The sequence below is a fragment of the Paenibacillus glycanilyticus genome (assembly GCF_051200795.1).
GTDB classification, from domain to species: domain Bacteria; phylum Bacillota; class Bacilli; order Paenibacillales; family Paenibacillaceae; genus Pristimantibacillus; species Pristimantibacillus glycanilyticus.
The window spans coordinates 877,620-890,551 of the sequence record NZ_CP195155.1; the positions used below are offsets into that span (position 1 = coordinate 877,620).

At 53.2% G+C, this 12,932-nt stretch carries 10 protein-coding genes; 6 read left to right on the top strand and 4 right to left on the bottom strand.

Going from position 1 to position 12,932, the window contains the following annotated elements:
- The first annotated feature begins 65 nt into the window (after positions 1-65).
- Positions 66-542, top strand: a complete 477-nt coding sequence (locus ACR9FF_RS04070; RefSeq protein WP_435169209.1) for a hypothetical protein — start codon at positions 66-68, stop codon at positions 540-542.
- Here ACR9FF_RS04070 and ACR9FF_RS04075 read toward each other — a convergent pair.
- Entirely contained in the window at positions 517-2,109 is a 1,593-nt protein-coding gene (locus ACR9FF_RS04075; protein WP_435169211.1) for a response regulator, read from the bottom strand. The two genes, ACR9FF_RS04070 and ACR9FF_RS04075, sit on opposite strands and share 26 nt — an antisense overlap.
- A gap of 12 nt (positions 2,110-2,121) precedes the next feature.
- Positions 2,122-3,927 (bottom strand): cache domain-containing sensor histidine kinase, encoded by a 1,806-nt coding sequence (locus tag ACR9FF_RS04080; RefSeq protein ID WP_127498760.1) that lies wholly within the window; start codon positions 3,925-3,927, stop codon positions 2,122-2,124.
- A gap of 305 nt (positions 3,928-4,232) precedes the next feature.
- Here ACR9FF_RS04080 and ACR9FF_RS04085 point away from each other — a divergent pair, with 305 nt between their 5' ends.
- The 5 genes from ACR9FF_RS04085 to dgoD all read left to right on the top strand — a co-directional run bounded on the left by ACR9FF_RS04085 (position 4,233) and on the right by dgoD (position 9,923).
- Positions 4,233-5,591, top strand: coding sequence for an extracellular solute-binding protein (locus ACR9FF_RS04085; RefSeq protein ID WP_435169213.1), 1,359 nt, complete (start codon positions 4,233-4,235; stop codon positions 5,589-5,591).
- A gap of 93 nt (positions 5,592-5,684) precedes the next feature.
- Complete coding sequence (locus ACR9FF_RS04090) at positions 5,685-6,593, top strand: carbohydrate ABC transporter permease (RefSeq protein WP_127498756.1); 909 nt, start codon at positions 5,685-5,687, stop codon at positions 6,591-6,593.
- Positions 6,594-6,634: 41 nt separating this feature from the next.
- Positions 6,635-7,963, top strand: coding sequence for a carbohydrate ABC transporter permease (locus tag ACR9FF_RS04095; protein WP_435169216.1), 1,329 nt, complete (start codon positions 6,635-6,637; stop codon positions 7,961-7,963).
- Between the two features lie 9 nt (positions 7,964-7,972).
- A complete protein-coding gene (locus tag ACR9FF_RS04100) occupies positions 7,973-8,749 on the top strand; it encodes an SDR family NAD(P)-dependent oxidoreductase (protein WP_435169218.1) in 777 nt (258 codons plus the stop codon).
- Positions 8,750-8,789: 40 nt separating this feature from the next.
- Positions 8,790-9,923 (top strand): galactonate dehydratase, encoded by a 1,134-nt coding sequence (dgoD, locus tag ACR9FF_RS04105; protein ID WP_201006815.1) that lies wholly within the window; start codon positions 8,790-8,792, stop codon positions 9,921-9,923.
- Positions 9,924-9,976: 53 nt separating this feature from the next.
- Here dgoD and ACR9FF_RS04110 read toward each other — a convergent pair whose 3' ends face one another.
- Both ACR9FF_RS04110 and trxB read right to left on the bottom strand, forming a co-directional pair.
- Positions 9,977-11,737 carry an alpha-glycosidase gene (locus ACR9FF_RS04110; protein ID WP_435169220.1) on the bottom strand — a complete coding sequence of 587 codons (1,761 nt, stop codon included), beginning with the start codon at positions 11,735-11,737 and terminating at the stop codon, positions 9,977-9,979.
- A gap of 183 nt (positions 11,738-11,920) precedes the next feature.
- On the bottom strand, positions 11,921-12,862 hold the full coding sequence (gene trxB, locus ACR9FF_RS04115; protein WP_116394066.1) for a thioredoxin-disulfide reductase: 942 nt from the start codon (positions 12,860-12,862) through the stop codon (positions 11,921-11,923).
- Positions 12,863-12,932 lie beyond the last annotated feature (70 nt).

Consider the following 12,932-nt stretch of genomic DNA (forward strand, 5'->3'; position numbering starts at 1 on the left):
CGGTACAATAGTAGTCTGCGGTAATTGATAGCTGAGTAAGCTCGGATTGCGGGAGGGGCGGAACATTGAATACGAAAGTACTGCGGATCGTGACGCTTATTGTGTTCCTGATTAATGTTATTCTCATTTTTCTTGTTGATTGGTTTACGATAGAGATGATCCCGGGCAAAAGCATTTCCGGCAACTCGAACCCCGCGGTTATTCTGTGGTTTCTCGAGTTGCCAGCGTATTTGCTGCTGTTGACCGGCATTGCCTTTATCGTACATAAAGAGCGGTATCTGGTGCAGTACAATAGAGTCCGGGTATCGGTGATTTTACTTGCCCTGCTGGCGGTATCGCTCCTGCTTCAGGTGGATAAAGCCCAGCGGATACGCGATCGGATCGATGGCCGAACGAATGAATTCGGTTGGCTGAACCCCTATACCAATACGATTTACATCAACTTTTACTCGTTCTTAAGCGGCATCCTGCTGCTGCTCTTGATTCAATCGGTAATCACTCTAATCCGGTTTAAATTTAGATCCGGTAGGCCGACGGACTAACGCCGGTCACTTTCTTAAACACGCTGCAAAAATAGCCTTGATCCTCGTACCCGACTAGCTGCGAGATTCGAGCGATCTTGAGTGTTGTCGTCTTGAGCAGCTCCTTGGACCGTTCGATGCGCACTCGCGTTACATAGTCGTTATAGCTGATACCAACGATCTGCTTAAACCGCTTCGAGAAATAATTGGGGTGGATAAAATATTTTTCGCTGACCCATTGCAGCGACAGGTCCTCGTCGTAATGCTGCTGTACGTATTGCTGCACGCTATCGATTATGTCGTCGCAGGAACGCTCGGCTCCGTCACCCAGCACATTGCTCAGCCTTTCAAGCTGCTGTTCGATAACCGAAATAATCTGGCGCCAATCCGTAAAGCTCTCGAGACTAGCGATCGGCGTCCCGAGATTCCAGTTCGGCAGTTCGAAGGCCGTCTTGGCGGCGTGTTTGCGGAGAACGTGAATGATTTCGGTGTACAGATATTCGACATGCTCGTACCGTGCGTCAGGCGACTCCGCCAGGGTGTGGAACAGCTCGGAAGCAAAAGCGAGAAATTCTCGGTGCTGTCCATCCTCCAGCAAGGCGGTTAATCCGCGCTCCGCTTGATGAAGGAGCGGAAATACCGTCGCCGCATGCGACTGGTTAACCGTATCCGTGTAGACGTTGCCGCCGCCGAATAGCAGCCGATTCTGTAGTGCCTTCCTCGCTTCAAGACAGGAGAGCCTTAGCAAGGTCAGCTGTTCTTTTACGCCGCCAACACCGATGGATACGATAAGCCCAAGATGCTGGCGGATCCAGCCAACCGTCTGCGTTAACGTTTCCACGATGCTTTCCGGTTCGAGTACACGATTCGGAGAGGCGAGAAAGACAACAATCTCCTCCGAGTGGTAAGCATGCTTGAAGGCAAGGATTTCAACCGGGAGCGCGGCGAGCGCGTTCTCAATACTGTTCTGGACGGCGAAGCGGGCGAGCGGCTCCTCGTTCTCCTTGAAGCGGGAGGTCTCGTTGCGGTAGACGATACGCACGGAGATGCCAACGAACGAGCAGCATTGCAGCAGCTCGACAGGGAGACCATCCCAGTGGGCATCCTGCTCCGTGATCAGATGCGTAAGCTGAAAATCCAGAGGCTGCAAATGGCTCTGGCGGATCATTTCGTCCAGCGCGTTCAGCTTGGAAAGATCCGCTTCCTGCTGCCTTTCTGCCCGCAGCTCCTCCACCAGGCCGGCAAGAAGGGCGCGCAGCTTCTCCTTATCGATTGGCTTAAGCAAGTAATCCTTCACATGATTGAGCAGCGCCTCGCGCACATATTCGAATTCATTAAAGCCGCTAATAATGACGAATTTCGTATTCGGGGAGATCGCCCGCGCCTGGTTAATGAACTGAAGTCCGTCCATGCCCGGCATTCGCACATCGGTAAGAACGATATCGGGCTGGCAGCTAACGAGCAGGGACATCGCTTCGAATCCGTCCCCGGCTTCTCCCGCAAGCGTAAGGCCAAGCGTCTTCCAATCGATTTTGCGAATTAAACCTTCCCGCAGAAGCGGCTCGTCTTCCACGATAAGCACCTTCATCCGATCATCCCCTTATGCCGTCCGCTTCGGCAGCTCGAAATAAATTTTGGTGCCTGCGCCCGGCTGGCTGTAGATTTCTACCCTCGGATCGCTTTCGTAATACAATTGAATCCGTTTGAATACGTTCGCTAGTCCAATCATCGTCCTGGAAGAGGTCTGCCTGGACACGATCGCGTTCGGGTTATTCAATTTGCGGTGAAAAAGCTCGATCATGGCAGGGTCCATGCCAACCCCGTTATCCTCTATGATGATTTTCAAGAAGGAATCGTCTACGCTGCCAAGCGTGATGCGCACCTTCTTGTTCCCGACCTTTTGTTCCAAGCCGTGAATGATGGCATTCTCGACTAAAGGCTGTATGAGAAACTTCGGCAAAATGAGATCCTCCATACCCGGCTCCACTTCAATCTCGTAAGCAAACACATTGGCAAACCGAATTTGGTAGATGGATAAATATTGATTCAGATGCGTAATTTCCTCCTGAACGGTGGCGAGACTGCCGCCGTTCAAGTTATAGCGGAGCATGCTTCCGAGCGCGATGCATATAAAAGAGACTCGTTCGTCCCCGTCAACCGATGAAATGCTGTCGATCGTGCTTAACGTATTGTAGAGGAAATGTGGATTGATCTGCGTCTGAAGCGCTTTAATCTCCGCTTCCTTTTTCAACAGCTCAGTCTCGTATACTTTGGAGATTAACGAACTGATCTCGGCGGTCATTTTGTTGAAGCTATGCTGGATGGTAGACAGCTCGTCTTTGCCTTTTACCTCGATGGTAGCCCCGAAATCGCCCATTTCCACCTGCTTCATCTTTTTGTTGAGCTCTTTCAGCGGACGGGTAACGCCAGCGGCAATCAGCGAAGCGATGAGCATGGCGGCAAGAAAGCTGATCATGGCGATCACAATTAGCGTATGGCGGAAGGAGTTTACCTTACTTAGTACTTGATCCAGCGGAATGTTGCCGATCACAATCCAGTCGCCCGCATCCAGCCGTTCATAGAAGCCGATATAGGTTTTGTTCCGGTTTTCGTAGCGGAAGTTTACGTAGTCGCTTGATCTTGGCGCCTTCTTGTAAGCCGCGAACAAGGGGCTTCCAGCAATGGACTTGCCGATGTCTTCCTTGTTCTGCGCGAAAATAATATGGCCGGAGCGGTCCGCGATATAGTACTTGCTGGCGTCGCTTTTTTGCGGTTCCGGGAAAATTTTATCCAGCACGCCGGGGTCGATATCAATCTTGATGTACCCGATCGGGTGCTGTTCATTCATCGTAATGCGTTTGAGCAGCTGAATATAGCTGACCGTTTTGACGGGCGTGACGGTTGTGCTTATGGTTGTATGCGAGACGGTCCAGAAGGGGGTACCGTCCATTCGGAGCGCTTTATCGAACAGGTGCGCCTGCTCTTCATCCAGAAGGGATTTGACGTTTCGATTGTAATAGTAGTAGCTCGAAATTTGCTGGCCGTCCAGGCGGGTGATGGAAATGAACGAAATGAGAGGATTTTGCAGCTTATTAGAGATAATCCGGTTCCGGTAATATTGTTCATTGTCGGTATTGGGAGGACCATCGAGAAACTTCTGCAGCGAAGTATCGCTGAAATAGCTGTAGCCTATATTGGAGGCCGTCTTGAAATGAAGATCCAGCGTATCGACCGATTGCGTGGTCATCCTCTCCAGCCCTTGCAGCGTGGAGGCTTCGAGCTCGCGGCTCATCATGCGATAGTAGGAGTAGCCCATAATGATTGCTGTAAGGCCGATGACGATAAAGAAAGAGAGAATCATCTTATTGCGGAACTGCATGTTCAGGTTGAGGAAACGAGACCACATGTTCAAGCTACCTCCCAACGCATCTGTAACCGCTTACTCAGAAGGTATTCGATAGCTTTGACTATTTTCCTGTTTCTAGGAGAGTCCTGATTCCAAAGTTGCTTAAAATATTCCTAATAGGAGGTTAAGATATTGCATAGAAAGCGCTATCATTTAAGTCCTATACTGAATTTGTAAATCCGATAACCATTTGAGGGGGCGTTCGATTGAAGAAGAAGCAGCGGTTTAGAACGTGGTCCAGTCTGGCAATTGCTCTTGTCTTAATGCTAATGGTATCAGCTTGCAGTGGAGGAAATAGCAGCAACGTGACAAACGTTTCTGAAGCGACTAATGACTCTTCGAGCACGAACGCGGCGGCAAACAACGGGTCTGATAACGCGGAAGCGACGGCGGATAATACGGCTTCAAACGGCGGCACCGTCGAAATTACGGTATGGGATCAGCCGAATCCGGACGACACGATGAAATCCATCAAAGAAGAGGTTTACGCGGATTTCGAAGCGCAGCATCCCAACATTAAAGTAAAGCACGAATTGATGCCGCAGGGCACAAACGACCGTGAAGTATTCGTAACGGCGATGGCGGGCGGCAATGGCCCCGATGCTTACCATTCGGCTCACTTTCCGATTATCGCGGACTGGGTAGGCCAAGGTCTTGCGCTTGACTTGACTCCGTATTGGGACAGCTACGCGGACAAAGATAAATTCATCCCATCCTCGATGGAAGCGGGCACCATTGACGGCAAAGTGTACGGCGTTCCGCACGATATGTACGTAACGGGCTTGTTCTGGAATAAGAAGATGTTCGAAGCAGCGGGGCTTGACCGCGATACCCCTCCGGCGAACTGGGATCAGCTTGTTGAATTCGGCAAGAAGCTGACGGATCCGGCCAAGAAGCAGTACGGCATTACGCTGCTGGGCATGGAATGGGCAGACTGGTGGTTTGAGTACTACGTATGGCAGGCGGGCGGAGACCTGACGCATGTCAATCCGGACGGTACGGTGCAATTGGCCTTTACGGAAGAGCCTTCCGTAACCGCGCTGCAATTTTATAAAGATCTGAAGTGGAAGGATAAAATCGTACAAAACAACGTGCTCCAGAGCTATCAGGATAACATGAACGATATTTTCCAAGGCCGCGCGGCGATGTCGAACGCAGCGTCCGGCGGATTTGGCGACTATGTTGCGCAAGGAATGGACTTGAACGACGTTGGTTTTGCGCCTTATCCGGTAGGCCCAAGCGGCAAAGGTCCGGGGCAAATCGGCGGCGCTTACTGGATCATTAATCCAAAGACGACCAAAGAGAAGCAAGACGCGGCTTGGCAATACATCATGTACTTGAACTCCAAAGAGGTTGCCGAGAAATACCTTCAGTTCCAGCAGGACAACGGAATTTTCCCGAACCTGCTGTCCGTTCGCTCCGACGTTGATCCATCCCAATTCGCGCAAGACATTTCGCCTGAGCTTGTAGCGGCCGTGAACAAAGCGGCTTCCGATACGCATCTGGAATATTTCCTGAAGGAGCGTCTGACTCCGTACGTCGTTAAAGCGGTTCAAAAGGCGCTTACGGACGAGAAATCCGATCCGAAGCAGCTGCTCCAGGAAGCTCAGGATGCCGCGCAAAAAGAAGTGGTAGACGCGTATAACGCATCCGTGAAGAAATAAAACGACTTGAAGGAAGGCGGAGTTGATTAGCTGGCGTAAAGCGCAAACGCCGCAAGCTGCTCCGCCTGCCATTTGGAAAGGAGGCGTCAAACGTTGAAAGCAGCCATAGAAGGCCGGAAGCCTCAGGTGCAAGCGCGGGTCAGACCCCGGATTAAGATTTCCTGGACAGCCATAGCTTTCGTATCTCCTGCCATTGTCTGTTTCCTGTTGTTCAAGTATTATCCGCTTCTTCAAGCCGTGTACATGAGCTTCTTCGATTACAAAGTCATCAACCCGCCGGGCAAGTTCGTCTGGCTGGATAACTATAAGTATTTAATCCATTCCACCGAGTTCTGGAATGCATTCCGAAATACCTTTGCGTTCTTCTTTATCTACTTCATTCTCACGTTTTGGGTGCCGATTGTACAGGCGGTGCTGCTTAACGAGATCAAGTTCGCGAGCAAAACGTTAAGGTCCTTGTATTTGCTGCCGACGGCGGTGCCCGCGGTTGCCGGCTACCTGCTGTGGAAATGGCTTTACAATCCGGATTACGGCTTGTTGAACTATCTGCTCCATTTTATCGGACTTGGCCCTTACGGCTGGCTGAATGATCCTTCCATGGCGAAGTGGTCGATCGTGCTGCCGGGCGTATTCGCAACGGGAATGGGGATGCTGATCTACTATTCCGCCCTGCAGGGCATTCCGAGCGAGAACATTGAAGCGGCCAAAATCGACGGTGCCGGTCCATGGCGCCGAATGCGCTCCATCGTGTTCCCAAGCCTCAAATTCGTTATCGGCATTCAATTTATTTCGTTTATTTGCGGCGTGTTCTTAACCTTCGACCCGATGTATATTATGACCGGCGGCGGCCCGGCCAGCAGCACGAAGACGCTCTCCATGCTTGTTTTTAACAGCTCGTTTAAAGAGTTCCGGTTCGGCGTGGCGGGTTCGATTTCGTTTGTCATGTTTGTCATTATTGCAGTCATTACCTATTTGCAAATCAAATTGTCGAACAAGGATTAATTGCCCCTTAAGAAATTTGGCTAAGCAGGAAGGAGCATTTCATGGCTGGACGCGGACGCATCAAGGAGAAGGGTTCATTATCGGTAAAAATCGTCTCTTATTCGGTTGCTATATTTTTTATCCTGGCTTCCATCGTGCCGCTGTTCTGGATGGTCAGCTCATCGATGAAGGACAACATTACCATCTACAAGTTTCCGCCGACCTGGGTTCCGGAGGTGCCGAAATCCGTCAGCGTGACCCTTAATTACGACGGCACGGATCTGAAGAAGGAAGATTACGAGCTTGATGCGATGGAAGCGATCTGGTTCACGTGGAAACGGATGCAAAATGAAGCGGTTGGCGCGATGAAGGTAACAGGAGTGAAGGACGGCGTTGTTGTCTACAAAGCATCTATGCCATCCTACAAGTTTACGGTAGGACGCTCCGAGATTGTCCCTACGATGGTCGCCACCCATGCCACGATGAAGAACAAGCTGCAGAAAATTCGGGACCGCAAGCTGACGACCTTTGACTACATGGAGGAAGGCGGCAAGTACGGCGGCGAAACGGCGATCCCCGCAGAGCTGCCGCAGCAGGCGGCCAATGCGCTCAAATGGCTCTCCGAGTCAAAAGTGGTTAAGGGCAAGGTTCTGACCATCGATGAAATAAGCGACTGGAAGCGATTGTTCGACAACTACATCGTTCTGTGGGAAATGACCGGCAGTTCGGACAGCAAATCGACTGCCGCATCATACGGCTTTCCTCACTTCTTGCTGAACAGCGTCTTTGTCACAGGCGCAACGATTATCCTACAACTTATCATCGGCGGCACGGCTGGCTATGCGCTGGCGCATCTCATGCGAGGTGCCATCAGCGGCTGGCTGACGCTTTTCTTCGTTGCGACCATCATGATTCCCGAGATTGCGATACTCGTACCGCTCTATCTGACGATGGATAAGCTGCATCTGGTCAACACCTTGTGGGGGATCATTTTGCCGCATACCGCCTGGGGGATTGTAATTTTCCTGTTCAAAGGCTTCTTCGAGCAGCTGCCGGGCGAGCTTCTGCAGGCGGGCCGGATTGACGGCGCAAGCGAGATGAAGATCTTTTATCGCATTGTTGTGCCGATGTCGGCGCCAATTTTTACGGTTGTTGCGGTCATGACGTTTATCGCGGTATGGAACGAATTTCTGTGGCCGCTTGTTGTTGCGAGAACGCAAAACGTCTGGACCTTTACGGTTGCGCTGAACGACTTCCAGCAGCGGCGAAGCCTTGGCTCCAACGTCATTATGTCAAGTCTCGTCATCGCTACGATACCGCTTATGATCATTATTACGTCCTGTCAGAAGCTGATTGAGAAAGGCGTTTCTTTCACGGGACTGAAAGGGTAGGGGATCGAATTGGAACGAAAAGTCGCTTTGGTAACGGGTTCGGGACGAGGGATTGGCAAAGGGATCGCGCATGAGTTTGCAAAAGCCGGTTACGATGTATGCGTCAATTACAATAAAAGCGCCGAGCAGGCGCAGGAAGTTGTCCGGCAGCTGCTGGAATATGGCGTGAGGGCGGAAGCGGTCCAAGCGAACATCGCCGATCTGGACCAGATCGCGATGTTGATTGAACAGGTAGAGAGCCGATTCGGCCGGCTCGACGTGCTCGTGAACAACTCGGGCATCACGCGGATGAAGCCGTTCCTGGAGACGCCTCCGGAGCTGTTCGAAGAGGTCATTAATACCGATTTACGCGGTCTATATTTCTGTTCGCAGCAGGCGGCGCGCCTGATGGTCAAACAGGGTACGCGCGGCGTCATTATCCATATCAGCTCGAATCATGCGGAAGGCAATTGGTCGAATTCGACGGTGTATGCGGCGGCGAAGGCCGGCGTGAACAAGCTGGCCAAAAATATGGCACTGGATCTCGCGCCTCAAGGCATTCGAGTCATCGGAATCGCCCCGGGCTACACGAGAAACAGCTGGACCGAAGGCGATGAACGCGTACAGAAGGCTATCGCGGATATTTCTTCCCGCATTCCGATGGGTCGATTCTGCACGCCGGAGGAGGTTGGGGCGGCTGCCGTATTCCTCTCTTCGGACAGCGCGGGCTACGTCACGGGAACAACGCTTTACATGGATGGCGGTGCTCTTCTCCCGGTATGGGCGGAGAAAGGAAACAACGGCTAACCGGCAGCTGCCGAGTTCAACAAATAAAGGAGTCCTGATCGTGAAAATAACCGATATGAAGCTCTACCATGTCAAGCCGCGCTGGCTGTTCCTGAAGATTGAGACCGATGAAGGGATCGCCGGGTGGGGCGAGCCAATCGTAGAGGGTCGCGCATTGACGGTTGCGACGGCTATCGAAGAGCTGAAGCGCTATCTGATCGGCGAAGATCCGCTGCGCATCGAGCATCATTGGCAAATCATGTACCGCGGCACATTCTACCGCGGCGGTCCGGTTCTCGTCAGCGCGATAAGCGGCATTGAGCAGGCGCTTTGGGATATTAAAGGCAAGTTCTACAACATGCCCGTTTATGAAATGCTGGGCGGGCGCGTCCGCGACAAGATCCGCATGTACAGCCATTGCGGCGGCGCAACGCCGGAGGAATTTGCCGCGAACGCCAAGCTGAGAGTGGCAGCCGGCTTCCAGGCAATTAAGACAGGCGTTGATGCGCCTGTCCGCAACGTGGATTCGCTTGCCTTCGTGGAGAGCCAAGTGAACAAGTTTGCGGCAGCGCGGGAGGCGGTTGGCAGCGGCGTTGATATCGCCATCGACTTCCACGGACGCGTCAGCCCGGCGATGGCCATTCGTCTGGCAGCAGCGCTGGAGCCTTATTACCCGATGTTTATCGAGGAGCCATGCCTGCCGGAAAACGTGGATCAGCTGCTGCGCGTCGCCGAATCGACGAGTATTCCGATCGCAACTGGCGAGCGCCTGTTCACGCGCTGGGGCTTCCGTGAGGCGCTCGAGAAAGGCGCCGTGGCGATCGTGCAGCCCGACCTGTGCCATGCCGGCGGCATCTTCGAAGGCCGCAAAATCGCCGCCATGGCGGAAACCTACTATGCTTCGGTCGCCCCGCATAATCCGCTTGGGCCGATCTCGCTCGCCTCATGCTTGCAGCTTGATGCCTGCACGCCGAACTTCCTCATTCAGGAGCATCCTTCGATGGCGGAGAAGTGGGATCTGGGCGAAGGCTACTTAAGCAAGCCGTTCGAAGTCATCGACGGCCATGTCGCCATCCCGGAGGGACCGGGACTTGGCATTGAAATAAACGAAGAAGCGCTGATCGAACGCAGCTTCGGAGGCGACTGGGATACGCCGCGTCTGGCTTATGACGACGGTTCGTTCGCGGAATGGTAATAGGCTAAACACAAAAAGACGGACACAGCTTGATGCTGTGTCCGTCTTTCCGCTTATATAAGCTGCTTCCAAATGCCGTAGCCGTACCCCGGGAGCCGCAGCTGCAGCTTCCCGGCTGACGGCTTAAGCCGCTGCTCATCACCGAGCAGCGACACCCAGCTGCCGCCGGCTGGCACGGCGGCAACCGCCTCGCGTCCTCGCGCGTTCATCGCGACGAGGATGCGCTCGTCCCCTTCGCGGCGTTCGTACACGATAACGCCGCCGTCTTCGCCATCCGCTGCCTGAAGGAAGCGGATGTCCGCGCTGCGCAGCGCGGCGTGCTTGCGCCGAAGCGCAAGCGCCTGCTTATAGAAAGCGAGCAGCTCCTGATTCTGCTGCTCCGGCTCCCACACCATGCATTTCCGGCAGTCGGGATCGCCCTCGCCGTTCATGCCCACTTCATCGCCGTAATAAATGCACGGCGTGCCCGGATAGGTCAGCTGGAACAAAGCCGCCAGCTTCATCGAGTCGACTTCATCGCCGCAAATCGTCAGAAGACGCGGCGTATCATGGCTGTCCAGCAGGTTAAACGCCGTTTCCGTCACCTGCTGCGGATAAGCGGCCAGCTGCTTGCCGATCGCATCGGCGAAAGCCTTCGCCCCCATCGTCTGATGCCCGAAGAAGTCGAGCACCGCGTTCGTAAACGGATAGTTCATCACCGCGTCGAACTGGTCGCCCTCCAGCCACATCATCGCGTCGTGCCAGATCTCGCCGAGGATATACGCATCGGGATTTACGGATTTCACCGCTTGGCGGAACTCCCGCCAGAACTGGTGATCCACCTCGTTGGCCACGTCAAGCCGCCAGCCGTCGATTCCGATCTTCTCGATCCAATAGCGCGCCACATTGAACAGGTAGGCCTTCACATCCGGATTTTCCGTATTCAGCTTAGGCATCATCGGCTCGAAGGCAAACGTCTCGTAAGTAGGGATGCCGTCCTCCACCCGAAGCGGCCATTCCCGCACATGGAACCAGTTCGCATAGACGGATTTCTCGCCGTTTTTCAGCAGATCCACAAAAGGAGGGAACGTACGGCCCGCATGGTTAAATACCGCATCCAGCAGCACCCGGATTCCGCGCTTATGACATTCCTCGACCAGCTCCTTCAGCTTCTCGTTTGTGCCAAAATGACGGTCCACCTGCATATAGTTCTCGGTATCGTATTTATGGTTGGTCGTTGCTTCAAAGAGCGGGGTGAAGTAGACCGCGTTAATGCCAAGCTCAGCCAAATAATCCAGATGGTCCAGCACGCCTTGCAGGTCTCCGCCGAAGAAGTTCGTTGGCGTTGGCGTGCCGCCCCAGGCTTCCGTTAGCTCCGGGTTCAACGAAGGATCGCCGTTTGCAAAGCGTTCCGGGAAGATCTGATAAAACACCGCGTCCTTCACCCATGCCGGAGGAGAGAACACATCCACCGGATTAATATAAGGGAAATCGAAAAACGTATTTGGATTATCCGGCAGCTCGGCCGGGAAGCCGCTTTCCGTCATATAGACCGTCTCGTCGTCGGCATCGGCACCGGTCAGGCGAAACGCATAACGAAGCCGGCGGAAGGGAGGCTCTATGGAAGCTTCCCAGTAATCGAAAAGAGCATCCGAGGAGAGCACTCTCATCCGGGCAACGGTAAATGTTCCGGCCCAGTTGTATTTATCTCCCGCAATGAGCTCCACGCTCCGGGCATCGTTCTTTTTCGTGCGGATCCGGATATGCAGGGTGGTATGGTTATAAGCGTAAGCCCAGTTTTGCTTCGGCCTGTGATAGATCGCTTCCAGCAGCATAAGGGTAAGATCACTCCAATCGGATAATGGGTAGAAAACAGAAAAAGGCACAACCTGCTAATTATAAAAATCAGCGAGGTTGTACCTGTATAGGTAGCATTGCCTTTGAATTGTCGTTCGAACTTCCTCATTATACTACGAACCGTCCGAACGAGCCACTGGCAATCCCGAATTTATAAAATCTTAAGCATGCACCGCGTCATGGCTTTGCGCTTCCAGGAAGCGTTCCGCATCCAGAGCTGCCATACAGCCGCTGCCTGCCGCCGTGATCGCTTGACGGTATTGACGGTCTTGTACGTCGCCGCATGCGAATACGCCGGGAATGTTAGTCTCCGAAGTACCAGGCTTCACGATGATGTAGCCTTGCTCGTCGGTGTCGATTTGGCCGCCGAGGAATTTCGTGTTAGGCGTATGGCCGATCGTGATGAACACGCCGTCCGCTTCCACGAATTCTTCTTCGCCGGTTGCGTTGTTGCGTACTTTCAGACCTTTCAAGCCCATTTCGCCGGGAACGATCTCAAGCGGAGTCTTGTTCAGGTTCCAGCTGATTTTTTCGTTCGCGCGTGCGCGGTCCTGCATGATTTTCGAAGCGCGGAGCTCATCGCGACGGTTAACAACCGTTACTTCGGATGCAAAGCGAGTCAGGAACACCGCTTCTTCCATGGCGGAGTCGCCGCCGCCAACGATGATCAGCTTTTTGTTGCGGAAGAAGAAGCCGTCGCAGGTTGCGCAAGTGCTGACGCCGCGGCCGATGTTTTCTTGCTCGCCCGGAATGCCGAGGTATTTCGCGGATGCGCCAGTAGAGATAATGACGGATTCGGCTTGAATCTCGCCGATGCCTTCAACGTCAAGCGTATAGGGACGTTTGCTGAAGTCGACGCTTTTTACGGAGCCGTTGCGGAAGGATGCGCCGAAACGCTGCGCTTGCTTGCGCATGTTGGACATCAATTCGCTGCCGAGAATGCCTTCGGGGAAGCCCGGGAAGTTCTCGATTTCCGTTGTAGTCGTCAGCTGACCGCCTGGCTGCCAGCCTTCGATAACGAGAGGCTCCATATTTGCGCGCGCCAGATAGATCGCCGCCGTTAATCCGGCAGGGCCGGTACCGATAATGACTGTTTTGTACATGAAGAATTCCTCCACTCATCTATATGTTGTTGGTATATGTCGCAATTTCTAGTTTAAAATTATTACAATC

Coding starts and splice junctions, on each gene's coding strand:
- ACR9FF_RS04095 (WP_435169216.1), top strand. CDS start 6,635: ATGGCTGGACGCGGACGCATCAAGGAGAAGGGTTCATTATCGGTAAAA.
- ACR9FF_RS04075 (WP_435169211.1), bottom strand. CDS start 2,109: ATGAAGGTGCTTATCGTGGAAGACGAGCCGCTTCTGCGGGAAGGTTTA.
- ACR9FF_RS04080 (WP_127498760.1), bottom strand. CDS start 3,927: ATGTGGTCTCGTTTCCTCAACCTGAACATGCAGTTCCGCAATAAGATG.
- ACR9FF_RS04110 (WP_435169220.1), bottom strand. CDS start 11,737: ATGCTGCTGGAAGCGATCTATCACAGGCCGAAGCAAAACTGGGCTTAC.
- trxB (WP_116394066.1), bottom strand. CDS start 12,862: ATGTACAAAACAGTCATTATCGGTACCGGCCCTGCCGGATTAACGGCG.